The organism is Rhizobium leguminosarum, from assembly GCF_010668065.1.
Classification (GTDB): Bacteria; Pseudomonadota; Alphaproteobacteria; order Rhizobiales; family Rhizobiaceae; genus Rhizobium; species Rhizobium leguminosarum_S.
Genome location: NZ_WUEN01000014.1, coordinates 65,876 through 91,164 on the forward strand (window position 1 = coordinate 65,876; position 25,289 = coordinate 91,164).

General features: G+C 57.9%; 26 protein-coding genes. 15 read left to right on the plus strand and 11 right to left on the minus strand.

What is annotated here, in order from left to right:
• Positions 1–12 precede the first annotated feature (12 nt).
• From GR198_RS29130 to GR198_RS29150, 5 genes are all read right to left on the minus strand, one after another.
• Positions 13–597 carry a TadE/TadG family type IV pilus assembly protein gene (locus GR198_RS29130; protein ID WP_164069989.1) on the minus strand — a complete coding sequence of 195 codons (585 nt, stop codon included), beginning with the start codon at positions 595–597 and terminating at the stop codon, positions 13–15.
• A 1-nt stretch (position 598) separates the two neighbouring features.
• Positions 599–1,129: a TadE/TadG family type IV pilus assembly protein gene (locus GR198_RS29135; RefSeq protein WP_029874507.1), complete on the minus strand. Its 531-nt coding sequence runs from the start codon at positions 1,127–1,129 to the stop codon at positions 599–601.
• The gene (locus GR198_RS29140) at positions 1,126–2,487 is read right to left on the minus strand and encodes a TadE/TadG family type IV pilus assembly protein (RefSeq protein WP_164070065.1); all 1,362 of its coding nucleotides are present in this window, start codon (positions 2,485–2,487) and stop codon (positions 1,126–1,128) included. The genes GR198_RS29135 and GR198_RS29140 overlap by 4 nt, the downstream gene beginning before the upstream one ends.
• 415 nt (positions 2,488–2,902) lie before the next feature.
• Positions 2,903–3,040 carry a hypothetical protein gene (locus GR198_RS29145; protein WP_017957276.1) on the minus strand — a complete coding sequence of 46 codons (138 nt, stop codon included), beginning with the start codon at positions 3,038–3,040 and terminating at the stop codon, positions 2,903–2,905.
• A gap of 41 nt (positions 3,041–3,081) precedes the next feature.
• Positions 3,082–3,435, minus strand: coding sequence for a hypothetical protein (locus GR198_RS29150; protein WP_017957275.1), 354 nt, complete (start codon positions 3,433–3,435; stop codon positions 3,082–3,084).
• A 91-nt stretch (positions 3,436–3,526) separates the two neighbouring features.
• On the opposite strand from GR198_RS29150, the gene GR198_RS29155 reads away from it, so the two are divergent.
• Genes GR198_RS29155 through virB11 form a run of 13 tightly spaced genes read left to right on the plus strand, consistent with a single transcriptional unit; the run spans position 3,527 to position 13,675 of the window.
• Positions 3,527–4,066 carry a hypothetical protein gene (locus GR198_RS29155; protein ID WP_164069990.1) on the plus strand — a complete coding sequence of 180 codons (540 nt, stop codon included), beginning with the start codon at positions 3,527–3,529 and terminating at the stop codon, positions 4,064–4,066.
• A 3-nt stretch (positions 4,067–4,069) separates the two neighbouring features.
• The gene (locus GR198_RS29160; protein ID WP_164069992.1) at positions 4,070–4,732 is read left to right on the plus strand and encodes a lytic transglycosylase domain-containing protein; all 663 of its coding nucleotides are present in this window, start codon (positions 4,070–4,072) and stop codon (positions 4,730–4,732) included.
• On the plus strand, positions 4,729–5,028 hold the full coding sequence (locus tag GR198_RS29165; protein ID WP_164069994.1) for a TrbC/VirB2 family protein: 300 nt from the start codon (positions 4,729–4,731) through the stop codon (positions 5,026–5,028). Before GR198_RS29160 ends, GR198_RS29165 begins: the two co-directional genes overlap by 4 nt.
• A 5-nt stretch (positions 5,029–5,033) precedes the next feature.
• Positions 5,034–5,372 (plus strand): type IV secretion system protein VirB3, encoded by a 339-nt coding sequence (locus GR198_RS29170; protein ID WP_026158293.1) that lies wholly within the window; start codon positions 5,034–5,036, stop codon positions 5,370–5,372.
• Complete coding sequence (locus GR198_RS29175) at positions 5,365–7,731, plus strand: VirB4 family type IV secretion/conjugal transfer ATPase (RefSeq protein ID WP_164069995.1); 2,367 nt, start codon at positions 5,365–5,367, stop codon at positions 7,729–7,731. The genes GR198_RS29170 and GR198_RS29175 overlap by 8 nt, the downstream gene beginning before the upstream one ends.
• Positions 7,731–8,429 carry a P-type DNA transfer protein VirB5 gene (virB5, locus tag GR198_RS29180; protein ID WP_164069997.1) on the plus strand — a complete coding sequence of 233 codons (699 nt, stop codon included), beginning with the start codon at positions 7,731–7,733 and terminating at the stop codon, positions 8,427–8,429. Before GR198_RS29175 ends, virB5 begins: the two co-directional genes overlap by 1 nt.
• The gene (locus GR198_RS29185; RefSeq protein ID WP_164069999.1) at positions 8,426–8,659 is read left to right on the plus strand and encodes an EexN family lipoprotein; all 234 of its coding nucleotides are present in this window, start codon (positions 8,426–8,428) and stop codon (positions 8,657–8,659) included. The genes virB5 and GR198_RS29185 overlap by 4 nt, the downstream gene beginning before the upstream one ends.
• A gap of 3 nt (positions 8,660–8,662) precedes the next feature.
• A complete protein-coding gene (locus GR198_RS29190) occupies positions 8,663–9,583 on the plus strand; it encodes a type IV secretion system protein (protein ID WP_164070001.1) in 921 nt (306 codons plus the stop codon).
• A gap of 52 nt (positions 9,584–9,635) precedes the next feature.
• Complete coding sequence (locus tag GR198_RS29195; RefSeq protein ID WP_164070004.1) at positions 9,636–9,920, plus strand: hypothetical protein; 285 nt, start codon at positions 9,636–9,638, stop codon at positions 9,918–9,920.
• Position 9,921: 1 nt separating this feature from the next.
• Complete coding sequence (locus GR198_RS29200; protein WP_164070005.1) at positions 9,922–10,593, plus strand: virB8 family protein; 672 nt, start codon at positions 9,922–9,924, stop codon at positions 10,591–10,593.
• Positions 10,590–11,444 carry a P-type conjugative transfer protein VirB9 gene (gene virB9 / locus GR198_RS29205; RefSeq protein WP_164070008.1) on the plus strand — a complete coding sequence of 285 codons (855 nt, stop codon included), beginning with the start codon at positions 10,590–10,592 and terminating at the stop codon, positions 11,442–11,444. Before GR198_RS29200 ends, virB9 begins: the two co-directional genes overlap by 4 nt.
• 9 nt (positions 11,445–11,453) lie before the next feature.
• Complete coding sequence (gene virB10 / locus GR198_RS29210) at positions 11,454–12,626, plus strand: type IV secretion system protein VirB10 (RefSeq protein WP_164070009.1); 1,173 nt, start codon at positions 11,454–11,456, stop codon at positions 12,624–12,626.
• An 8-nt stretch (positions 12,627–12,634) separates the two neighbouring features.
• On the plus strand, positions 12,635–13,675 hold the full coding sequence (gene virB11, locus GR198_RS29215) for a P-type DNA transfer ATPase VirB11 (RefSeq protein WP_164070011.1): 1,041 nt from the start codon (positions 12,635–12,637) through the stop codon (positions 13,673–13,675).
• Between the two features lie 186 nt (positions 13,676–13,861).
• Here virB11 and GR198_RS29220 read toward each other — a convergent pair whose 3' ends face one another.
• From GR198_RS29220 to GR198_RS29245, 6 genes are all read right to left on the minus strand, one after another.
• Positions 13,862–14,893: a hypothetical protein gene (locus GR198_RS29220; RefSeq protein WP_105008616.1), complete on the minus strand. Its 1,032-nt coding sequence runs from the start codon at positions 14,891–14,893 to the stop codon at positions 13,862–13,864.
• Entirely contained in the window at positions 14,883–16,547 is a 1,665-nt protein-coding gene (locus tag GR198_RS29225) for an HsdM family class I SAM-dependent methyltransferase (RefSeq protein WP_312876564.1), read from the minus strand. Before GR198_RS29225 ends, GR198_RS29220 begins: the two co-directional genes overlap by 11 nt.
• Before the next feature lie 375 nt (positions 16,548–16,922).
• Positions 16,923–17,831: a nucleotidyltransferase and HEPN domain-containing protein gene (locus GR198_RS29230; protein WP_164070014.1), complete on the minus strand. Its 909-nt coding sequence runs from the start codon at positions 17,829–17,831 to the stop codon at positions 16,923–16,925.
• A gap of 291 nt (positions 17,832–18,122) precedes the next feature.
• Entirely contained in the window at positions 18,123–18,395 is a 273-nt protein-coding gene (locus GR198_RS29235; RefSeq protein ID WP_164070016.1) for a hypothetical protein, read from the minus strand.
• 219 nt (positions 18,396–18,614) lie between these two features.
• The gene (locus GR198_RS29240; RefSeq protein ID WP_164070018.1) at positions 18,615–20,951 is read right to left on the minus strand and encodes a UvrD-helicase domain-containing protein; all 2,337 of its coding nucleotides are present in this window, start codon (positions 20,949–20,951) and stop codon (positions 18,615–18,617) included.
• Positions 20,944–21,840 (minus strand): hypothetical protein, encoded by an 897-nt coding sequence (locus GR198_RS29245; protein ID WP_164070020.1) that lies wholly within the window; start codon positions 21,838–21,840, stop codon positions 20,944–20,946. The genes GR198_RS29240 and GR198_RS29245 overlap by 8 nt, the downstream gene beginning before the upstream one ends.
• Positions 21,841–22,501: 661 nt before the next feature.
• On the opposite strand from GR198_RS29245, the gene GR198_RS29250 reads away from it, so the two are divergent.
• Complete coding sequence (locus tag GR198_RS29250; protein ID WP_164070022.1) at positions 22,502–24,091, plus strand: ATP-dependent nuclease; 1,590 nt, start codon at positions 22,502–22,504, stop codon at positions 24,089–24,091.
• Entirely contained in the window at positions 24,078–25,166 is a 1,089-nt protein-coding gene (locus GR198_RS29255) for a UvrD-helicase domain-containing protein (RefSeq protein ID WP_164070024.1), read from the plus strand. Before GR198_RS29250 ends, GR198_RS29255 begins: the two co-directional genes overlap by 14 nt.
• The last annotated feature ends 123 nt before the right edge of the window (positions 25,167–25,289 follow it).

The following is a 25,289-nucleotide window of genomic DNA, read 5'->3' on the forward strand; positions in this document are numbered from 1 at the left end:
TCGTTCTCCGGCTTAGTTGTAAGTGATCGTGTCGCCGACCCTCGGGCGATTGAAGTAATGGCGATCGAAGCTGTAGCCATTCTGCCCGGTGAAATTCGAAAAGAACGCCGAGACCGGCGTCGTCAATGTGTACTGCACCCGGGTCAGCACCACCTGCACGCCGTCATCCTGGATCTCCGAAGGGACCTCGATTGTGCTCGCCGAGCCGGAGGTAAGGGTGGAGGTGTTGAGCGCTGCAGACCAGTTGACCGTCGCGCTGCCGCTCTTGGCGATATCGTCCACCGCGAGGGTGATCGTCAGCCCTGTCGTGTCATAGGGCTGCAGGATGAAGCTGGCGCCGGAGAGAAGCTTGGCGACATCGGATTTCGTCCAGGAGCCCTGCTGTGAAATCATATCGCCTGTGGAAGAGGCGATCTCATCTATCTTTCGGCTGACTGTGAGTGCATGGCCGAGATCGACGGTGCCGAACAGGAGCATCACCAGGATCGGCAACACCAGCGCGAATTCCACACCCGAAGCCGCCGACCGGTCGCACAGGAGATGACGGGCGCGGGATCGGGCGAAGCGGAAGAAGGACAGGCTGCGTTTCATGATCATGTCAGAAAGGCTCGTTGCGGAACAGAACGGAAGATCCGAGCAGGTAGCGGCCGTCCGAAAGCTTGGCGCTCGACAGGCTGAAGAAATTGACGACGGCTGTCCATGGCAGGAATGTCTGAACCAGGATGTAGTCGCTGCCCTTGCCGATATCATAGGTCTCGGTGACAGTGAGATTGCCGCTGTCGTCGATGGGGTCGGCGCTGGCGGCGGACGAGAGGTCGGAAAGCACGTTCACCTTGACCAGGAGACCGCTGGAGCAGCTGAACGAGAGAAGCATGTCGTTGCAAATCCTGGCCTTGAAATCGGCTAGCGTGATGTTGGAGGACGCAACCTCGCCGGTGCGGATCATCCGAGAGATCTTGTGCACCGAAGCGTCCAGCGCCGAGTTGATGAAGAACATCAGCGACACTTCGATAATGCCGAATATCATGATGAAGAGCGGCAGAGCCAGGATCGCAAATTCGATCGCAGCGACCCCTTTGCGATCGCCAAGCAGGCGGCGCAACGATGCGAAGCGTTTCCCTCGCCTCATTGGGTCAGCCGGACGGATGCGAGATATTGGGTGAAAAGCGCCGACAGACCTGCGGTGATCTCGGTCGACGACGATGCGGATATGAACAAGCTCTTGGAGGATGCGCAGTCGGAAAGCGCATAGGGAATGTAATCCCTTCTCGTGATGCTGGTCGACACGCCGCTTTGCATGGTGCCGCCGTAGGTGCTTTTCCAGCTGGCGCTTGCCATGGTCGAGCCGACAGTGGCGTTGTAACCCCAGTCCGAGGTGATCGGCAGGTATTCGGTATAAAGAACCGCCATGGTGGCGGACTGGTTTTTGACGTAGGCGCACCAATCCGGATTAAGCGGCGCCACTTTGTTCCAGTATGCCCCATACGTTGCCTGCCCGTTCTTCCAAGTCACCTTGTCAGTCACCCATTCGCGCTGCGACTGGACGCCGTCCGTCAGCAGCAGAACCAGCTTGAGCGGTGAGCCCGAGGATGTTCCGTCCCCACCGGTGCCGACTTTCTGCTTGAGCGTCGCCAGAGAGACGTCAAAATAGGTGGCTGCCTTCGAGGTCGCGCTGGTCAGGCCGTAACTTGCGTCCGCAAGGCGATTTCGCGCCGTGTCCGTGCTGAGCGTCGGGGTCAGAACTTCCGTGAGGGTATCACCCAGGCTATATAATCCGACCTTGATGCGTTGATGATTGCTGTCGGAGTCGTCAATCATATCGAGCACGTCTCTGACGGCGTCACCGGCAACATCGGCACGCAGCTTTATGTTCTTGGCCGTGCTGTATTCGTAATTGTTGGCGTATTTCGTCTTGCCGATAGTCTGCGCATCGCCGGTGTGGCAGGCGAACTGGCAACCGATGCCGGAATACATGGCCGACTGGCCGGCCGTTGTTGCCGCGAGAAGCATCGACGGGGATGTGTCGATGACGATATAAACATTGAGATAGGAGGTGGCCGGCCCCTTGACGGCGCTTGCCACGCTGACGTCGACGGTGTCGATGTTGGCGATCTTCATCAGCGTCGTCGGAACCGTGCCGCTGGCCGTCGCGGTGATCTTATGGTTTGAGGTATCGATGTCGATGTCGCCAAGCGTATAGCTGTTTTCCACCTGCGCGTGAAACCAGTCTGCAACCTTTTCCTTGAGGGCGTCGGCGTCGTCGGTATCGATCCCTTTGACTGCGGCGATCAGGGCCGTGTCGAGATCGCTCTGCATCCTCTGGCGGACATTGTAGGTACGGATGTAGTCAAAGCTCGCACCGACTGCGACGATCATCGGCACCAGGGTGAGAGCAACGACGATCGCGACATTGCCACCCCTGTCCCTTCCGAGACCGCGAAAGGTTCTGAAGACCCGATCAACTGAATATGAAAGACCCGAGCGCAAAATGACCACCGTCAATAAGTCATACTAATGTGCAAGAAGTATCCAAATTGCTTAAGTCTTTGTTAATTCCTGCGTTTTCCGATGAAATGCGGACTGCCGACTCAATGTTTCGTGCGCAAATTGTATATGTCTGCGAATTATGGATAGCCGTGGAATGACATATCATCTCATTCGTGCTGCGGGGATCCACATGCGTGAGTGAAGCCGGACGCGGCGATATGCCCGGCGCCCATCCGCGACCTCTCCAGCGTTTTCGTTCAACTGCCTGACATCCAAGCACGGATATCAGCGCTTTGGCGGCAGGTTCTCCTCTTTCTCGGGCCGAAGACCAGGCCGACGAGGCTGGTGTGGGACATTTCCGCCAGGCCGGAAATTGGATAACCCAGCGATGACCGTGCGTATCAAGATTACGCATTCAGCGCTGGATCAGGAGGTCATGCAGGCGTTGTTGAACGCCCTGCGGGGACATGTTCCGATTGTTGAAGAAGTCGCCCACTATGCCGATCCAGCCTTCCGACATCTGGGTCGGCATGGCCTGGGATTGGGCGCTCACTTCGCCCTTCCTGGCCGAAATTAGCCACTTAAACCCAGTCTTTATTCGGCTCCGAACGAACTCAGTTTTTTCAGAAGCGCTTCGGAAATCTCGAACTGGCGCGCTGTTCCGCGCCCCATCGAGTTCTTGACGATTGTCTCGTCCAACATTCCTCGCCTCACCAGAAGATCCACCGTCTCCTTGACGCCACTGCGCGTCAGAGCCGTAATTTCCATAATACTGGAAAGGGTTAGCTTCTGGTGCGCCTGGTTCATGCTGTACAGGACCGTCATCATGCCGACCTGCTTCAGCCTTGCCTGAGGCGTCTCGTCTTCGAGGGGATGATCGAGGATCTCATGCAGGATAAGACCTGAGAAAGCCAGATTCCGCCATTGGGTCGTCAGTGCTCTTGTCATGCTGTTTTACTGTGTTATATAAATCAGTATAAGTTGCTCTACAGACAAACCACCTCTTCCGCAATGGGATGTCCGTTGAAGGGTCGTGCTCATGAAAAACCTTCTGCTCAACTCAGTCGTGGCGGCCTGCTGCATGTTGCCACCCTACCTTACTTCACCTGGCAGGGCGCAAGCAAATGAATGGGGCTGCGAGGTTATCCTGTGCCTTTCCAACCCCGGAGGCCCGACGCAGTTCGCGGAATGTCGGCCGCCGATCCAAAAGCTGTGGCGCGAGCTTGCCGAGGGGCATGCATTCCCGACATGTAGCGGCGCCACCTTCCACAGTTCGCGCCCGGGCTATGAGCCGTATTACTGCGAAACCGGATACCGGCTGGAAAGCGATTATGGTCCGCGCGGGCAAGAAACAACCTGCGTGGCGACAGCCCTCCAGCCGGTGAGTGATGCATTCTGCCCTCATGCTGGGGACGAGTACAATTTCAGTGACGGCTCGGTTCTGTCCCCGCGATGGCAGCTGTTGGACGGACGGCGACAATGCATGGGCTATCCCACCGCCCGCCCGAACGTCCGATCGCAGCCGCACTATGTCGACGTGACGATCGACGGGGCGGCGACGCAACGGGTCTGGTACTGATCGATGGCAGCGGCATTCATGGATCTCGCCCAGAACTGCGCACCCATGGTGGAAATCAGAACGCTCGCCGCTGTCATCAGTCTCGAGAGCGGCTTCCAACCCTTCGCCATTCGGATCAACAGCGGTCCGCCGCTTGAGCGCCAACCCACATCAAAGGCCGAGGCAATTGAACTCGCGACCTCCCTCGTTGCCGATCGGCAGGACATTCAGATTGGTCTTGGCGGCATCGGCGAGAAGGAGTTGCGCAGGCTCAAGCTTTCGATCTCGGATGCGTTCGATCCTTGCCTGAACCTCAAGGCGACGGCCACTCTGCTCGACGGCTATTATCGTCTGGCCTTGCGCGCCGGCGCCGATGCGATCCGAGCCGAAAACGTCATGCTTCAGTCCTACTACGGGCGTGACGATCCCTCTGTTGGCGAAATGATCAAATATGACCAGCAGGTCCGCCAGGAAATGGTCCGTCTGCCTTCCGACCTGGCGTCTCTAACTGTCGCCGAGCCGCCTGAAGAAAGCCCTCGCGCGGACCGGCCGGCCAGCCGGGAGACATCCCCGCGCGCACAATTCCTTCCCCAATCCGGTGAAGCCGCATCGTGGGACGTCTTTAACGCCCGGCGGTCATCCGAGGTTCTCGTGTTTCAGAACGAACGATCGGAGCAAAGTGAATGATCTCGAAAACAAGCCTTCGCCCTGTCGCGGCCTCTCTCCTGATGGCAGTCGCCATCATCGCCTGCCTGGTGGAGCCGGCTTTCGCCCAGGCCGCCGGCGTCGAAACCGTGCTGCAGAACATCGTCGACATGCTGACCGGCAACATCGCCCGGCTGCTTGCCGTCATCGCCGTCATCATCATCTGCATCGCCTGGATGTTCGGCTACATGGATCTGCGCCGCGCTGGTTTCTGGATCATCGGCATCGGCGGGATTTTCGGTGCGACGGAACTCGTCAATACGATCGTCGGAAGCTGATGATCATGCCGACCGCCGCCGCTATCGAGGAAGACACCCTGTTCCTTGCCTGCACCCGCCCGGCGATGATCGCCGGTGTGACGATGGAGGCGATGGGCGTCAATGTCATGCTGACGACGATCCTTTACATCACCGCGGGATCGATCGCCTACGCACTGGTCGGCGTCGTCTTTCATTTCATATTCCGGACGCTCGTCAAGCACGACCACAACATGTTCCGGATCCTGATCTCGTGGATCGACACCCGCGGCCGGTCACGCAACACCGCCTATTGGGGCGGCGCCACGCTCTCGCCGCTGACGCTCATCCGGCACTATGACGAAAGGGATCTGAGCCTTGCCTAGCATCGCAACGCTTCGCTCACGCGAACTCGGCCCCGAAACCTTCATTCCGCACGTCCGCCATGTCGACGAGACAACGATCGCGCTCAAATCCAGGGCGCTGATGGTGATGCTAGCGCTCGATGGCGTATCCTTCGAAACCGCAGATGTCCTGGACCTGAACAGCCTGCACCGCGACCTCAATACGCTCTACCGCAACATCGCCGATGAGCGCCTGGCGCTCTGGACACATGTCATTCGCCGCCGCGACAACGCCTATCCGGACGGAGAGTTCGCCAATCGTTTTTCGCAGGGGCTGAACACAAAATACCGCGACCGCATGATCGGAGAGGATCTGTTTCGAAACGATCTTTACCTCTCGCTTGTCTGGCATCCGGGCCGGGATCCAGCCGAAAAAGCCGCCAATCTTGTTTCGCGCCTGCGCAGGGCAGGCCGCGCCGGCGTCGAAGTCGATGAGGATGGCTTGAAGCACCTGAAGGACAAGGTATCCGACGTCACCGCGGGCCTGAAGCGCTTCGAGGCTCGAGTGCTCTCCATTTACGAGCAGGACGGCATCCTCTTTTCCGAACCGAGCGAGGTGCTGCATCAGGTCGTTGGCGGCCGGCGGGAGCGCGTCCCGTTGACGGAGGGCAGGATATCTTCGGCGATCTATTCTGATCGGGTGATCGTCGGGCGCGAAACCATCGAGATCCGTCATGAGGCCGATAGCCGCTATGCCGGCATCTTCGGGTTCAAGGAATATCCGGCGACGACCCGCGGCGGCATGCTCGACGGCATCCTGACGGCGCCGTTCGAGCTCATCCTGACGCAGTCTTTCGCCTACGTCTCGAAAGCCGATGCGCGCACGATCATGGGGCGCAAACAGAACCAGATGGTGAGCGCCGGCGACAAGGCTGCCTCGCAGATCGACGAACTCGACGATGCCATGGACGACCTGGAATCGAACCGCTTTGTGCTTGGAGAGCATCATCTGGCGCTGTCGGTCTTTGCGCCTTCGGTGAAGGAACTGACCGACCATATGGCAAGAGCACGGGCCTATCTCACCAATGGCGGCGCGGTCGTCGCCCGCGAGGATCTCGGGCTGGAGGCGGCCTGGTGGGGGCAGTTGCCGGGCAACTTCCGCTATCGGGCACGGTCGGGCGCCATCACCTCGCGAAACTTTGCAGCACTCTCTCCCTATCATTCCTATCCGACAGGCAGGAAGGACGGGAATGAATGGGGACCGGCCGTTGCCATGCTGAAGACTGCCTCCGGCTCGCCCTTCTATTTCAATTTCCATCATAGCGACCTTGGCAACACCTTCGTCTGCGGACCGTCGGGCGCCGGCAAGACGGTGCTGTTGAACTTCATGCTCTCCCAGCTCGAAAAACACGATCCCCACATGGTCTTCTTCGACAAGGATCGCGGCGCCGACCTGTTCGTCCGGGCTGCGGGCGGCACTTACCTGCCGCTTCGAAACGGTGTTGCCACCGGCTGCGCGCCGCTAAAGGCACTCGACCTCACGCCGGAAAACAAAGTGTTCCTCACAGGCTGGGTTGGCAGGCTGGTGGGAGCGGGAAGCCGAGAACTGACCGTCACCGAGCTGCGCGACATCGCCTCGGCCGTCGACGGTCTGGCGGACCTTCCTGTCGAGCGCCGCTCCATTGGCGCCTTGCGTACCTTCCTCAACAACACCGATCCCGAGGGCATCGCCTCGCGGCTGAGGCGGTGGGAAAGGGGAGGTCCGCTCGGCTGGGTGTTCGACAACGAGACCGACGACATCGGGATCGGTGCCAAGTTCATCGGCTACGACATGACCGACTTCCTCGACAACGAGGAAATTCGCGCTCCGCTGATGGCCTACCTGTTCTTCCGCATCGAGCAGCTGATCGACGGGCGGCGCATCATCATCGTCATCGACGAGTTCTGGAAGGCCCTGCAGGACGAAGGCTTTCGCGATCTCGCCCAGAACAAGCTGAAGACGATCCGCAAACAGAATGGGCTGATGTTGTTTGCGACCCAAAGCCCGCGCGATGCGATCGTCTCGCCGATCGCCCATACGATCATCGAGCAGTGCCCGACGCAGATCTTCCTACCCAATCCGCGCGGCGATCATGCCGATTATGTCGACGGGTTCAAACTGACGGAGCGCGAGTTCGAGCTTCTCTCCCGCGAGCTTCCGGTCGAAAGCCGCCGCTTCATCGTCAAGCAGGGGCACAACAGCGTCGTTGCCGAACTGAACCTCAGGGGTTTCGACGACGAGCTCGAGATTCTCTCCGGCCGCACCGCCAGCGTCGAATTGGCCGAGGCGATCCGGAAGGAGGTCGGCGACCGGCTCGAAGACTGGCTACCGGTGTTTCAGCAAAGAAGGAGAACGGATTGATGCAAAGGGTCAGAATAGGGTTTTCTCTGGCGATGATGGCTGCGCTGTCGCCCGCAGGAACGGCATTCGCACAGGGCATTCCGGTCATCGATGAGACCGCGATCGCCAAGCAGATCGAAAGCATCACGCAGCTGAAATCGCAGCTCGACACGCTCAATCAACAGCTTCAGCAGGCCCAGCAGCTTTACGCATCGCTGAACAAGGTCACCAACATGGCCGATGTCGCCGGTCTGCTGAACGACCCTTCGATCCGCAAGGCGTTGCCGCAGGACTTCAACGCCATCGAAGGGCTGCTCAAAGGCTCGGGCACCGGGGCCTTCGCAACCTCCGCCTCGAAATTCCTCGAGAATAATTCCACCTATCGCACCGATGCCAATGACTTCTATGCGCAGGAACTGGCGCGCGCCCAGAACCGCAATGCCGGCCAGTTGAGCCTCGGCCAGCAGATCTACGATGCCGCCACCAAGCGCATCGACGGCATCGATCAGCTGCGCCAGCAGATCTCCAGCGCCACGGATGCCAAGGACATCGCCGATCTTCAGGCACGGCTGCAAGCCGAAACCGCCTTCCTGCAGACCGACGTGCTGCGCATGCAGGCCCTGCAGATGGTCCAGCAGGCTGAGGTTCAGGTCGACGACCAGCGCAAGGCCGAGGATTGGCGCAAGCGCCTCGATGCCATGGGAGAGGCGCTCAAATGAAACATCTCCTGCTTGGCATCGTCATGCTCACCCTTGCTGGCTGCTTCGCCGAGGAAGACAGGATCTACACTGTCGACGAGCTGATGGATGATGAGGTCCTGCTGGCGAAGATCACAAGTGAATGCCGCAACAATCCCGGCGCCTTGCGTCAGACGCCCAATTGCCAAAACGCCGAGGCGGCGGACTGGAGGGTTCGGCTTCATCTTCCACGTAAATCGCCAGGAGGCTGAGTGGTGTACCAGGTCTTCAGCTTCGTCGACGGCCAGTTCAAGTCGCCGCTGGAAAATTTCATCTCGTCGGGCACATCGAACATCGCCAGCTGGATCAGCGGCCCGCTCACCGTGGCGCTGACACTTTATGTCGTGCTCTATGGTTACCTTGTCCTGCGGGGCTCGGTCCAGGAGCCCATTCTCGAATTCGCCTTCCGGGCGATGAAGCTTGCGATCATCGTCATGCTGGTGAGAAACGCCAGCGACTATCAGACCTATGTTACCAATATTTTCTTCGAAACGCTGCCGCGCGAGATCTCGCAGGCGCTGAACTCGGGTAGCGCACCGAGTGCTTCCACCTTCGACAGCCTGCTCGACAAGGGCCAGAAATGCGCCCAGGAAATCTGGGCGCGTGCCACCTGGCCTGCCGATATCGTCACCGGCATCGGCGGGATGATGGCGATCGGCGCGAGTTTCACCGTGGCGGCGATCGGCTATATCGTCTCGCTCTATGCCCGGCTGGCGCTCGCCATCGTGCTGGCGATCGGCCCGATCTTCGTCGCGCTGGCGATGTTCCAGTCCACCCGTCGTTTCACCGAATCCTGGATCGGTCAGCTCGCCAATTTCGTCATTCTCCAGGTCCTGGTCGTCGCCATCGGTTCACTGCTGATCAGCTGTATCGACACGACATTTACGGCAATCGAAAGCTACACGGATGTCATGATGCGTCCGGTCGCCCTTTGCGCCATCTGCCTTGCCGCTCTCTACGTCTTCTACCAGCTGCCCGGCATTGCCTCCGCGCTCGCGGCGGGCGGGGCGTCGCTGACCTACGGCTATGGTGCCAGCCGAGACGCCCATGAAAGTACGCTTGCCTGGGCCGCCTCGCATGGCACCAGAGCGGTTGGGCGAGGCGCCCGGTTCGTCGGCCGCCGCCTCAGATCTTGAGGGGCCGGATGACGACTTCTCCACGACAAACGTTTCAGAGGTTTGCATTTCAATGATCCGCATTATCGTCTCACTCCTCCTTGCCATGGAGCTCACCGGCTGCGCTTCGAAGTCCCACCCTTTGCCCAAATGCGATAGCTATTCGCGCCGGCCGCTCAACCGCGCCATGTGGCAATGGGAGGACAACAATCCCACCAAGCAGGACGGTTCCGACGCTGTCCCGGCAACGGAGACTGGCCAGGTATCCTCCTATGGCGAAGAGCCGCTGACGAAGGAACCTGCCGCCTTCGCGCATTTCGACGTCGTGGCCTCCTATCGGCCATGCCAGGAGGGGTGAGATGGTGAGTCCGGACAGTCTGAAGAGCTATTTCGAAAGGGCACGCCGCTTCGATCAGGATCGGCTTATCCAGGTGGAGCGGTCGGCGCGCATCGCCTGGTCCATCGCGATCGCCGCAAGCGTGCTTGCCGCCACTTCGATCGTCGCCGTTGCCGGCCTCACACCCTTGAAAACGGTCGAGCCCTTCGTCGTTCGGGTCGACAATTCGACCGGCATCGTCGACGTCGTCTCGGCGCTGACCTCGACGGCCGGCAGCTATGACGAGGCGGTGACCAAGTACTTCGCCGCCAAGTATGTGCGTGCGCGGGAAGCCTACATCTGGAGCGAGGCAGAGGAGAATTTTCGAACGGTCGCCCTGCTCTCGACCCAGTCGGAACAGACGCGGTTCGCGGCGATCTACCGGGGCGGTAATCCGGACTCTCCGCAGAATATCTATGGCCGCGGCGCGACGTCACGCATCAACGTCGTCTCGATCTCGCTGATCAACGCCAATGTCGTATCGGTACGCTATATCAGAACCGTCACCCGCGGTGACGACATCAGGACAACCCACTGGGTGGCGACGCTCACCTTCTCTTATGTCAACGCGCCGATGTCATCGACCGATCGGCTGACCAATCCGCTTGGTTTTGCCGTCAGCGAGTATCGCGCCGATCCGGAGGCCATCAATTGAGCCAGCGTCTTCTGATCGCCCTCCTTGTTGCCGGCCTCTCCACGACGGCGTTGGCGCTCGATATTCCGCGCGGCGCATCGCAAGATAGCCGTATCCGTTTCGTCGACTACCAGCCCTACAACATAACGAAGATCGTCGGCACGCTACGCTCCTCGGTACAGATCGAGTTCGCCGCCGACGAAGAAATCGCCCATGTGGCGCTCGGCAACAGCGTCGCATGGGAAGTGGCGCCGGCCGGAAACATCCTGTTCCTGAAACCCCGCGAAAACCAGCCGGTGACCAACATCTCGGTCGTGACGACCAGGCGGGACGGCTCGATGCGCAGCTACCAGATGGAACTCACGGTTCGCGACGGCACCGTCGAGGCCGGGCAAAACACCTACTTCTATGTGAAGTATCGCTATCCCGCCGATGAGGCCGAACGCCGGAGGCTCGATGCCGCTGCTCGTGCGCAGGCGGCCCAGGCCGGCGAGGCGGACAAGGTTCTTGCGCTCCACGAAGCCTATGGTCCACGCAACTGGCGCTATTCGGCGCAAGGATCGGCGGCACTCGAACCGCAGGCGGTCTACGACAACGGCAAGGTCACCACCTTCGCCTTTGCCGGCAACCAGGAAATGCCGGCGATCTACATGGAAAATTCCGACGGCAGCGAAAGCCTGGTGCCGAAGTCGGTGGAGAACAACCTGGTGCTGGTGCACGCGATCAGCCGCAAGTTCATCCTGCGCAGGGGAGGCGACGTCCTCTGCATCTTCAACGAGGCCTATGATCGGATCGGCATCAATCCCGACACCAATACGACCTCACCCTCTGTCGAGCGTGTTGTGAAGACGCAGGCTGCGACAGAAGAATAGGAGGACGTCATGGCCGAGGAAGACAGCACCCAAATTCCTGGTGAGCGCGCCGAAACGACGACCGGCCGCGGCCTCGACAACAACCCGACGGTGAGACGTGGCGTGGTGGCGCTGGCGATCATTGCCTTCGTCGGCTTTGCCCTCTGGTCGATGCGCGGGCAGGATAAGCCCGCCGACGGGATCCAGCCCGAACGCGTCGTCATCCGGCAGACGTCGGATTTCGAGCCAGCGAAGGAGCCGGTCCAACCGGTCGCGACGCCGGAAACAGTCCTGCCGACGCCCGGGATTCCCGACCAGCAGCCGGGCGAGGATGACAAGCTTCTCGACGCTGCCCGCCGCGCGCCTGTGATCGCCTTTGGTGGTGAAAAGTCTCCCCAGTCTCATCCTCGAGACCAGGATGGCAGTGCCGATGCCGCGTCGAATTACGTTCCGCTCGCAGACAGGCCGGGCGGCCTCAGTGCCGAGGCGGAAAACGAGGACCAGCGCTTCAATCGCATGCTGGCGCCGACACAGCTGCAGGGCTCGCGTGCAGGAACCCTTGGAAATCGCGACTTCATCGTCGCCATGGGGACCTCCATTCCATGCGTCCTGGAGACGGCGCTGTCCTCCGACCAACCCGGCTTCACGAGCTGTGTCATCAACCGCGACGTCCTGTCGGACAACGGCCGCGTCGTGCTGATGGAAAAGGGCACGCAGGTCGTCGGCGAATATCGGGGCGGCCTTCGCCGCGGTCAGAAACGCCTTTTTGTTCTCTGGAATCGGGCAAAGACGCCGAAGGGGGTGATCATCACCCTGGCGTCACCGGCAACCGATGCCCTTGGGCGTGCCGGTGTCGACGGCTATGTCGATACCCATTGGTGGGAACGTTTCGGCAGCGCGATCCTGTTGTCCATCGTCGGCGACGCCACCTCCTACGCCAACAGCCAGCTGCAGGATAGCGATGTCGAGGCAGACAACACGACGAGCGCCGGCAAGCAAGCCGCGACCATCGCCGTCGAGCAGTCGATCAATATTCCGCCGACGCTGTTGAAGCATCAAGGCGAGCTGGTCTCGATCTTCGTGGCACGTGATCTCGATTTCTCGAGCGTCTATCGGCTTCGCGTGACCGAACCGCGCAATCGCATCTACGATCGGGCGGTTCTTGGCGACTTCCGTCCAGCCTCGACCCTGGTCACGAAATAGGCCCGCTCATGACGGAGGGAGCCGACTCCGGCGTCGTGCGCGAGCTGCTGGTACCGCTGTCGCCTTTTCTCCGCGACAAGTCCCTTTACGAGATCATCGTCAACTGGCCAACCCAGGTGGTCACCGAGGGCACGGCCGGGTGGCAAACCCACGATCTGCCGGAGCTGTCGTTCGACAAGCTGATGCGTCTCGCACGCGCTGTCGCCAGCTATTCCAACCAGGCAATCGACGAAACCAGACCCATCCTCTCGGCAACGTTGCCGGGCGACGAGCGCATCCAGATCGTCATCCCGCCGGCCACGACAAAGGGAACCGTCAGCATCACGATCAGAAAGCCGTCGTCGGTGTCTCTGAGCCTGAACGATCTTGATCAAGGCGGCTTGTTCGCCGAGGTGGCAAGGGAAGAGGCGGACGTCTCTGCAATCGACCGTACGCTCCTGGACCTCCATCGAACCGGGTCATACCAGGCATTTCTTCGAGAGGCTGTCCATGCGCGCAAGAACATCATCATCTCCGGGGCGACAGGATCCGGCAAGACGACGCTTTCGAAGGCGTTGATCCGCCATATTCCTTCCAGCGAACGCATCATCTCCATCGAAGACACGCCCGAGCTCGTCATCCCGCAGCCGAACCACGTCCGTCTCTTCTATTCCAAAGGTGGCCAAGGGCTGGCGAAAGTCGGGGCGAAGGACCTGCTCGAATCCTGCCTGCGCATGCGGCCGGATCGCATTCTTCTCCAGGAACTGCGTGACGGCACAGCGTTCTACTACATTCGCAACGTTAACTCAGGACATCCCGGTTCGATCACCACCGTCCACGCCGACTCGGCCGGGCTTGCATTCGAACAGCTGACACTGCTGGTTAAGGAATCGGACGGCGGGCGGGATCTGGAGCGGAACGACATACGCGAGATGCTGAAGATAGCGATCGACGTCATCGTCCAATGCAAACGCATCGATGGTCGGTTTCGGGTGACTGAAATCTACTATCGTGCCACCGCGGAAACCAAGGTCGATGATATTGCGCGCTGCGATCGTTGTGATCGTTAACGCCGAAAGTCCTTTGGCAGCCAAGACTCACGAAGCTATGGGGGAACGGATCGCGATTCTGGATCAATTGCCGCGCATGCGGTTGGAGATCAGAGGAGCGAGATTCCCATCAAGGTGCTAGACAAATGTGCGCATGTGAAAGCCATCGTCATGCGATCAGGCAACTTTAAAAAACCGCTTGGGCTTCTATTTCCTCGGTAAGATAGAAGCGCGGCGCCGCCTCGCCTCTTCATGCATGTTGACAGGCGTAGTCGCGAGAACGCGCGTAATCAACGACGTCAGAAAACGGGCCGGCGAAAGGTCATCTGGGGTTCGCTCTTCGAGGATCGATACCTTGGGCAGGGCCTTGACGATGCTCTCGACCGTGCTTTCCGCAAGGTGCGCGATCTCATCGTCGGCTGGATCCGTTATCGGCTGCGGGCCTGGCTCCAATATGCCGTCGCTGGGTTCTTCCTCATCGGTTGTCGGTAGTATTGGATCAGTTGAATATTCCATCAAAACCAGGCATGTGGAGTGATACGCATCGTCCTCACGGCCAAGCTTGGACAAAAGGTCGAATAACCACTCTGCCGTTTTGGGTTCCTTTTCCAGGATGTCAGACCGCAGGCCGAACAAGAACCCCAGAGCCGCCAGTGGGTGGCGCAAGCGAAGATTCTTGGCGTCGCCATAGGATTCCTCGATGCGGTTCGGCGCATTCTTTCCATAGGACGAATCCATTCGCTTCGTCGAAATCAACAATTCCGGGCCGGTCACCCAATCGGCGATGATCACATCTACCTGTTTCAGGTAGTTTTTGCCGAGAATCGAAGCAGAGGAGGAGGTAACGCTGGGAATGGACGTGTTCGATATCAGATGGGTTTGGGCCTTGGCTCGAATCGCAATGGGAAGTGACTTGACGAATGCCGCGACAGGCGCGGGAAGAACGCGAGGGTTCACCGGCCTTGGCCAGACTTGGTCCGTGCCGAAACCAGCCCTGCGAAGCTCATAGCTGAGCCAGACATCAAGGGCGAGGGCGGGCACTCCCGTCTGCGTCCCCACTTTCAGGTGGAGCGGAACGCCGAGCAGCAGCGCGAGGGTCTTGTAGTCGGGCCGGAAGGACGGCTGGCCGTCTGATCCAAGAACCCACGGATTGCTGTGTTTCCCGCCAGGTGCGGCAGATGCGACGATGTGGTCGAAGATTTCCCAGGCTTCCGCTTTCGAACTTGGTTTAGCGGCCACTTGCTGCCCTCAAATTGCGGCGGTTCGCGAGTTCCGCGCGTGCATTCCGCACGGCTGCCATTTGCACCGCCGAAACCTCGCCGTCGACCAGCAGTACCTCGTCAACGAGCTTGACGGCATCGAGCAGCCGCCCTTTGTCCAGGAGCTTCCCAACGCTTCGCTTGGCCTTGCGAAGCTCATCGGCTCTGGAGGCAACCAGGGTCGGGGAAGGCATGGCCCAAACGTCGGCCTCCTTTGGCTCGATCTTCAGGATTCCGCCTCCGTAGGCGCGGCCGACCATTTCGGCATGCAACAAGGTAATTGAGTTCAAGCTGGCGACAGGGAGGAGCTCGCGGCCAAGGACCGTATAGGCCTCATTTAGGTAAACCCCATGCACTGAATTAAGGTGACGGGCCTTGGCCGCGTTTTCCGTGATGCGGGGCGTGTCCGCATTCATGCACGTCAGCAAAAGGTCCGCGGGTGAAACGAGTGGCACCCGGTACCAGGTCTTGCGGACCCGGCATTTATAGGCGGTGTCGACGCCTGTCCTGTGGCCGTCGGCAATATATGCCGCAGCAGCCTTGGACGGAGGGTCATTTGGATAGAACAGGTGGATTGCGTTGCCCTCTTCACCGAGCTTCTTCAACTGGGCATTCGAAAGCGAGAGGCCCCGCAAATGGGAGCTTCCGGGTGGTGAAAGACTGAGCAACTCGTCCGGGCGTAGTCCGAGCTCGGCTACCCGCTGAGGGGAAAGCGTGAAGTATTTGTTGTTTCCGGTTACCATTCCGAGCGTCGTGTCGCCCCAGGTTTCCAGGTTCGTGTAGAAGCCAGCTGCCGAGAGAGCGTGCAAAACATGCACCGCGTCGACATCGACGAGACTGCTGGTCCACTTGCCCGCTGGGTCGGCCGGTGTCCAGCTCTGTCCCGGGCCTAAAGTGTCGAGTGTTGCAGCGTTCTTTGTTTGGCGGATCGTTGCGAAGTCCGCGGGCCCCTCAAGGTAGCCATCAGCAAGGAGAAGCACGACGTCCGCTTCCGCTTCCGGGAACACTTGTTCGTCGAACAATACGAGTTGCACGTCGCGGAATCGACTGAACAGGAATTTGCGGACGGGAGCCGCATAGTTCACCGAGAGCAGTTCGGCGGGCAAGACGAAGGCAAGGCGGCCACCTTTCTTCAGAAACAATGCCGAGTGCACAGTGAATGCAGCCCAACTCGACGCGAGCCCCGTCAGGGAAATGCCGCCCCTGATGGCCGCCTCCCGGGCACGGGCGCGGGCTTCCCCGGTAAAGTCCTGGTACCGGATATAGGGAGGATTTCCGATGACTGCGTCGAACGCGGGGTCAGGCGTGACGGCAAAGAAGTCGGACAGTTGGATGTTGGCCTCGCCCCCGGCGTCAGCGACCCGCTTGCGGGCAACATCCGCGCTGTGGGCGTGTATCTCCACGCCATGAACCATCGGAGACGAGCACCTGCGGGGAGCGAGTTCACGAAGGCGATCGATCGCGGAAACCAGGAATGCCGCGTCGCCAGCGGCAGGCTCGAGCACGCGATCGCCAGGCGCGCGAATTGCCCATCTGGAAATGAACAGGGTAATTTCCGGAGGCGTGAAGAACGCGCCTCTTTCCTTGCGGAGAAGGGGAGTGTCGATAGGGTCGCGATGGGTAACGAAAGTCACGGCTAGCTCCCGAATCATGCACTCATGGGTTCGCTGTCTTGCCGCTTACCTATCCTATACAGATGAATTTCTGTCTACTCTTTGTTCTTATTTTCAAGCTCCCGATCCAGCGGAAAATTGTGGAAAGCCATTGCGTAGCATGGTCTACTTTCGTCCAGAACTATAGCCTTTGGGTCGGTGTAGCCTATCGCATTGAGATCAGGCGCTTTGCGCTTTGCGGGTCGATGGTTCGTATCCTTTCAAGGCGAAGGTAATATTCGCGTTTAATGGGTGCCGGCGGTTCGGCATCCACCGAGCCAAGCGCACGAGCGCGGTGACTTCGTGGCCCCGTCCTTGTGTCTGCCTTGAGTTGCGTGAGCCGTGCCGTCCGGCTCCCTAGTGGCTGTCGGGTTTGAGCTTTTCGAGATGCTCGGAGCAAGCCGTCCTGACCAATTCGAGCAGCATGGTTGTCCGCTCGCCAAGCCAGGTGAGAGCCTCCTCGCTAATCTCATAATGCTTTGAATAGCGTGCCTTCACATATGCTTCGTTCAATGTGTTGAACCAGGCCCGTTCCCGGTGCTGGTCACGTGGAAAGGCTTCAGCGAGACGACGGTCCTGCTCCTCGGCGAGTGAGCGAAGAAACTTGATGTTGTGCGATGGTGGACCGTAATTGGTCAGAGTGAGCAGGACGCAAGAGTAGGCCTGTTCAAGCGATTGGTGGAATGCGAAAGCGGCTCTTTTTCGCTGTTGTTTAGTGCGGGCGTATTCTGCCCAATCAGCGAACTCCTCTGCTGCTACGAACCGGTCCTCATAGTGTTCCTTTGCAACCCGCAGCCGATCCTCAGTCGAGAGTGGCTCGGGCTCGGGCAGGGACTCATCGTCCAGTTCGTAAAGAGCGATGCCTTCCTTGCGAATGTCGGAGAAGAAATATTGCCCCTCCCTGAGGTAGGTATTCACCTCGCGTCTGGAATGGACGATAAAGCTCACCGGCGTTTCGATTGAGGCGTCGTGAATGAGGCGGTCAGCGGCCTTGTACCAGTACTCGGCGAACTCGCAGAGCTTGCGGTTGTTGACGATGATCAGCAGATCGAAATCGGAGCGATATCCCTTCATGGTGAAGGGCTCCTCGACCCATCCGCCCTTGGCGTAGGAGCCGAACAGAATGATCTTCAGGATCCTGCCGCGCTTCTTGAAATCGGCCGTGCCTTCCTTCAGCGCGTCCTGGAATTCCTCGTGGAGGATTTCGAGAACCCGTCCGAGTTCTCGCTGCTTGCGGAGCGGCATATGTTCAAGCGACGATTTCATAAGCAATCGATAGGCGAAAGATCCCGTACCGTCTACTCGCAGTTTTGAGAGGGAAACTGTAGGACGTAGTCACATCTGAGATCACCTTCTTTCGAGAATCGTGTTGATCGAAGATGACCGTGAATGCCGGTTCCTAGGCAGGCTTCGCACTCAGTAGGAACGGGAAGGAAAGACCCGCCACCCGACGCATTTGCTAGAGGTAACGCTGAAAAGAGAAGGGGTTGGCGCCTCTAAACGGGATTTGCTCAGAGCGTGCTCGTCTCACCATCGATAACCAGTACTTATCGATGGTTAGAAGCCTACGAAAAGTCCGCAGCCATCGCGGAAGCGAGCGACCATATCACTTCTGGTTAATGGCGCGTTTACCATGATTTCAACGGCTTGCAACGTCGCGAACTTGCCCATTTCGACGCTGCTGCGCGTAAGCGGGGCAGATTGGGTGGCTGGCCATGCCGGCACAATCAGAATGTTTGACGCAGAAGCAGGGTGCTCGAAGGGCCAAGAGCGTTCAGGCGCGTGCTGCAACCATCGAGGCGAGGGGTGCAGCAGCGTGATCTTCGTCATCGATCGCCAGCCGATCGTCGTGCTGTCGCGCGCCTGACAAACTGGATAAAACTTGGGGGCAAGGTCTCCCCAATGAGGAACACGCCGAGAGCGTCTCTCGTGGCAACGTTGTCTTGCACCTTTTGTACTGCTGGCAATTTTCTCGTTCCTTGACGAGCTTTGCGGTCGTCAGGAACGCAGCGAAGTACAACTAAAGGTCGGTTGCGCGAGGCTAAGGGGTCACGTGGGGCCGACAGCGACTTTACGCAGTTTGTTTTCGGATATTGCGCCTTGAAGAATGTTGTTTGGTACAGCGAGTTTATTAAGCAGTGCGACGTAACGGTAGCGCGCCCTTGTTGTTACAAGGTACATCTCCCTCAGGACCTGCTGCTCGACGGCAGCAGCAAGAGCAACGTTGTCGATTATCCGAGGGGGGACCACACCTTGTTCCAAACCCACCGCAAACACCGCGTCAAACTCTTGTCCGCCGACAAATGCGGGTCTGCTAAGGATCACCATCGGCTGGTCAGGAGCCACTTTTTCACCGCGTTGCTGCATCAGATGAAGCGGCAGGCCTGATGCCGTGAATGCCTCGACCATTTCCTTCCAGTAGGTCTCAGCGTGGCACACAACAGCGATCTGTCGCACGTTGCCAGCGCGGAGCTTCTGCACCTGCTTGACGGCGAACCGCCCAAAGCTGGGTTGATCCTCATTACACATCACAATCGATGGTGGGCTTGCGAGTTGATGAGACGATGATACCATCCCCTCTTCAATTAGCTTGAAATCTGGGAACTCGTTCGAGAATAGATCAGTCGTCTGCTGAATGAAAAAGAACGCGAGATCAACGATCTCACGCGTAGAGCGATGATTGGAGGGAAGATTCTTGTCCTCGACGTCTGCAATGCCGAGCGTGGCCAGTCCAGCATTCGAAAATGCATATAGATCTTGGGCTTCGTCGAGCGCTAACGCAATTGCCGTGTGAGCGACCTTTCCGTTGGCCAAATAGGGGAAAATACGCCTCTCGTTTTCATTGAAAAGCTGGGCTTCGTCGACAAAGATGTAATCAAAGCCTTCGGTTTTCCGCTTCAGTCGCCATAGGGGCGTCCGCAAACGACCGGCCAACGTCAGTGCAATATCGTCCGAGTCGAGCATTTCGAATTCTTCAAACACCGCAGCGTGATAGCGTTTGAAAGTAGCGAAGACGATAGACCGTTCAACGGTGTCGAGCACACCATGCAACCTGCTCAACGGCGTTTCCGCGTTCACGTATCCTTTTTCGTTCTCTGTAAGCCCGCGCCCTTTGATTGCATTTGAAATCTCGGAAACAATTAGAGCTGAGAAAACGCTAAAAAGATCTTCGTCCGCTGCAACCTGCTTCATGAGCACACTGCCGGCCACCTTCTCACGGTTTTCGTCGAGTACCTGACGAAAGCTGTCGCGAACTTGTTTCAACTGGAACAGCTTGGTTTGCTGAGCGTCCTTATCTATCACCATCGTCTCCGTCAGACCCGACACTTGACGGCCGTACTCCGACAGGGTGGTGATCCGGATGCTTTGCACTGGGTTTGTTAGGTAGTCCTCGGCACCCAGAACGCGAAATCTGTCAATCACGCTTTGAGCCATTGCCGCGTTGTGGACGATGTATATAATCTTAACTTCTTCGCCTACATGCGCAGCTTTCCGCAGATGACGGATCGCCAATAGCTGCATGAGCAAGGTTTTTCCCGATCCAGCTGGTCCGATCACGCGCACCGGATGACGTGTCAGTACATCGGACTCTAGTACTCGACGCTGTGCTTCGTTCAGGGCACCGTTGGAAACCCAGTCTTCGTACGTCCAAAAGGCAGTCTCGTGGGATGCGATCGACGAGGAGCCTTGGTGAAACGTTGCATTGATGCTCACCTTATCGAACTGGAATTCATGTTGCTGGCTTGGGCTCAATGCATCTCGAAGTGCCTGAAATGCGGGGGCGTCTATGAGCGGCCTGCGCCTGGTGTCAATAATCCCATCCGCGATTAAAGAGATGGGCGAGAGATTAGAAATCTCGGCACCTATCGCGCTATGCAGTTCGTCAAAATCATGTGCAGGACCGATGGCTATTACGGCCTTTGTGCTGAGGTTACCAAAACCGGGGCCGCCTTCGAAGTAGGAAACATTGAACTGACGAGCTTCAGTCCCGCGCCCCGCGAGGCAAGTCTGGCTCCCATTCGGCCAAGTACGATGGATAAAGTCGCTGTCGATAATCAATCCCTGTAGCCGTTGATTGAATATGTAGACTTGGCGTTCAAAGACCTGTTGTCCTATGCTAGACGGCGGACGAAGGCCGAAGGGGCCAACTAACCGGATTATTCCCCAAGCCTCGTGACCTGTTCCACTTACGTATTCTTTATTCCACACCGCGGCCACTTTTCCGTCCGGTGTCCCAGCAAGCCGTAGCGGACCGGCAGCGAACTCGCCTTTCGAAAGCGCGAGGATGTCTCCGTTATCAATTGATTGGTACAGCGCGCTGAGTACGGCTGGGTGGGCGAGGAGCCATGAGCATGTCTGTTGAGTGATTGCTAGGTAATCAGTCATGTTCCATCTCCAACGTATATTTTTCGATCGTGGATCGCGAAAAATCCGGAGACCCCACGCGGCTGAATAATGCTGTGAACCGACTGAGCATATCCGCAAGAAATGCTTGCTTAACAGACAGGCATTTCAAGGGAGGGATGTCAGACTTTCCCTGCAAATGTGCCCACGATGATCCGTCGGAGCTTTTGAGAAACGCATCCCATTGGCCTGGAAGGCAATGTTGCGCAGCGTGCAAGAACTCCGCCGGAAGTGTTACCGGATATCGGAGTAGAACGAGCGAGTGGGCCTTTAGGTGCGATGGGGTTGAACCATCCCTGAAATCTTTTGGAAGGAAGTGCAGATCTGGGCGATGGCTGTTTCGGACAAGCTCCGTCTTGACTGAAGACCACTTCGTTCCCAAGAGCAGCGCAACGTCTTCCAAGGAAGCTAGAGAGGGCGATGAAGTCGATTTGATAACGCGCAGGCCAGCGGCTGCGCGAGGTAGATGCTCCTTCTCGGCCTTGGTCGCTTTGGAGTTGGCCAAGCACGCCTCAATCTCCGTCAGGTCATCATCAATCAACTCGCGCCTTGGGAGAATGTAGCCCGGTTCAGGCCACGCGACGCGGGAAAGAAAACCCGCCGAGCGGAAACGTTCGGAAATTTCGCGACGCAGTGTGGGCAGGAAAGCGAGATTGGAGAAGTATGCCCTGATGGGAATGATTGGTAGAAAAGTTATCGTTTCAGTTTTGAAGTTACTGAGGTCGCATGCGGGGGAAATCACGATGCCCGATACTGGGCCGTCGAACAAGCCCATGGAAGGAAGCCCGAGCCATATATCACCGCACGCACTCTCCGACGTGGGAAGAAAGTCATAATAGGCTTTTGAGTTGATTGGCTGAAAGGCGGTCATCGTCTTTTCATCATGAATGTTTAGTGACATGGTTAAACCATGAGGTGTTCTCTTTGAAAGAGTGATTACTCATCTTGTGGTAGTATTCACAAGAAATGTGAAAGACTGCATCGAACCCGACTGGCCAAGCAGTGAGGGGCGGTCGCAGGTTCTGTGCCTGTACACCTCTGCCCCGCCCCTACTGGCCGGATGCCGGAATCTTCCCAGTGTTTGTGATTCATTTCGCAGTCGCTCGATGTAGATAAAGCGATGACGGAACCGTGACAGCCGAAACGCGTGCCCCCTCTGTCGAATCCTGGCTTGCTGACCCGCGGAACTCCTGCCGCGAGCTTAATCGGGTAGCCGGTCACGGCGAGTGCGGCGGTGATCGTCAGCCATCAAGCCCATAGCTGCCATTGCCATGTTGGCTCCCGTCGTGATGATACACAAAGAGCGCGGAGCTCCGTCTGCGCCACATTGTTCCGTGCCTAAGTGCAGCAGTTTCGAAAAGCCGTTAAGTTTTCCAGATGGTTGATCTGTTCAAGCTGGCGGACCGAAGGTTCGTGTCCTTTCAAGAGCGTCGATCAAACACGAACGACTATGTGCCTTGGAATAGGTCGACCAGCTTGCGCAATCTCTGGTTTTGGCACCTATTAAGGCGAGGATCATCCAGGGGAGCCGAATGTCGATCACTCGTGTCGTTGTGAAGAACTACCGCACCTTGCGGCATGCAGACGTTACGTTCGGTGACGAGGTCAACGTGATTGTCGGGGATAATGAGGCGGGCAAATCCACGCTTCTCGAAGCAATCAACCTCGCTTTGCGGCGCCAACTGAACCGGAGGGCCGCCGACTATGAGCTCCATCCCTTCCTGATCAATGCCGACGCGGTGACAGAGTTCGTGGCCAGCCACAAAGGCGGTGTCAAAGTACCGCCTCCGGAGGCGGTGATTGAGCTGTACCTTCAGGAAACGGCCAAAACGGTGGACCTGATCGGATCCATCAACAGTGAGCGGATCACTTGCCCCGGCATCACCCTGGCTATCAAGCTCGACGAAAACTGTCTGGATCAATACCGGTCGTACATCAGCGACCCCAGTGTGCTAAACAGCATCCCGATGGAGTTCTACGAGATTGTCTGGACTTCCTTTGCGGGGACGCCGCTGTCACCCTCATCCATTCCCATCAAGTCGGCGCTTATTGACCCCAGCAACATTTCCAACTCCTATGCTGCCAATAAATATGTATTGGAGATTGTCCGCGATTATCTCACCAAGGAGCAATCCGTGGATCTTGCGCTGGCCTATAGGACCATGCGCGACACGTTTCAGGGCGATGCGCGGATCACTGAGATCAACGCCGAACTGGCGTCCAAACAGGGAGTGGTCTCTAGCAAAGTCCTTTCTGTAGCGATGGATACCACGACCCGTGCCAGCTGGGAGACTGGCGTGCTTCCACATTTGAATGACATCCCGCTGACGCTGGTAGGGAAGGGGGAGCAGAATGCGGTCAAGATCAAGCTGGCTATCGAATCCGCCGATAAGTGCGACGTCTTTCTGCTTGAGGAGCCCGAAAACCATCTGTCACATGGTAACCTGGGTCGGCTGGTGAGCCACCTTGCTGACCGCTGTCAGGGGCGGCAGCTGATTGTGAGCACGCATAGTAGCTTCGTGCTCAACAAGCTTGGTATCGATCATGTGCTGATGTTCAACGGACAGAAGGCCGTCACCCTTGATCATCTTCCGCCCGAGACGAAATCATATTTCCAGCGTCTCCCAGGCCACGATACTCTCCGAATGATCCTCGCCGACCGGTCGATCCTGGTCGAAGGGCCTTCTGATGAGCTGATTGTCCAGATGGCGTTCAAGCAGCGGCATGGGAAACTGCCATTGGAAGCGGGGGTCGAGGTCATCTCCGTCGGTACTTCGTTCAAACGCTTTCTGGATATCGCGATTCTCCTTGCTCTCGATGTTGACGTCGTGCGCGACAACGACGGGAAGGCGGCCGAGAAAAAGGCATTGTTCGTGGACTATGCCGGCGGGGCCAGAATCCACATCAACATCGATGCCGATGATGCTGCTCCAACCTTGGAGCCGCAGCTGATCAAGGCAAACGGGCTCGCGAAAATGAACATCATGCTCGGTAAGGCGTTCGCTACATCGGCCGACCTGCTCACATATTGTACGGCCAACAAAACGGATTGCGCCTTGGCGCTCTACGATCATCCTGACGCGCTAGTGATACCGGAATATATTCGAAATGCGGTCCGCTAACCGGATTGTCCTGGCGTCGGCAGGATCTGGCAAAACCACAAGTCTGGTCTCGGAAGCCAACGCAGGCCATGAATTCCGTACCGGTCTCGTCACTTATACCTTGAACGGGAAGGAGGAGCTGGTCGATAAGTCCTACGAGCTGGATGGAGTGATCGCGCCGCATGTCGCTATCACCACCTGGTACACGTTCGTGCTTACGCATTTCGTGCGGCCATTCCAAAATTACCTCTACATTCCTCGCGTAAAGAACATCAATTTTATCGATCGTATCCCTTCATATCCGCACATTCCGAAAACCAACGTGGCCAAATACTATTTCTCCAGCAGGGGCCGGATCTGGAAGGACCGGGTCACCGATTTTGCCTGCCAGGTCATTAAGGTCACGAACGGCCTGCCGGTTCAGCGAATCGAGAAGATCTATCGGCGGATCTACATCGACGAAGCCCAGGACCTTTCCGGCTGGGATCTGGAGCTGGTTGAGCACCTCCTCCGCTCAAACGTTGAGGTCTGCCTGATGGGGGATCATCGTCAGGCGACGTTTTCAACCAACGACAACCCGAAGAACAAGGGATTTTCTGGCGAAAACATACTCCTGAAATTCGAGGAATGGGAAAGGGCTGGTCTGGGCCAAATAGAGCATCAGGCTCATTCCTACCGCTGCAATCAGCAGATCTGTGATTTCGCCGATGCGATCTTCCCCCATTGCCACAAGACAAAGTCCCGGAATGGCGAGGAGAGAGGCCATGATGGGTTGTTTTTTGTCCGGCAGAGCTGCGTTGAGGCGTATGCCGCGAGCTTTGCTCCGCAACCGCTAAGGTACAATCGGACAAAGAAGATCAACCACGGGCGTCCGCTGAATTTCGGCGAATCCAAGGGCCTGACCTTTGACCGGACGCTGATCTATCCACATGGACCTTTCGAAAAATATCTTGCTACTGGTAAATTGAAAGATGCTGGCAAAGAACTCGCCAAAATCTATGTCGCAATCACACGGGCGCGATTTAGCGTAGGCTTTGTTGTTCCCGACAAATTCGCCTCAAAGATGCTGCCGTATTGGGCGCCCGATGACAGTTGAACACTATGCCGCTTCGGCAAATGGTATAATGCTCAGACTTACCCAACGGCGGTGCGCTTCTTACTGGCGCTTCAAAAAAAGCTTCCAAAATCGGCGTGTGACATTCGACCGTGACATACCGAG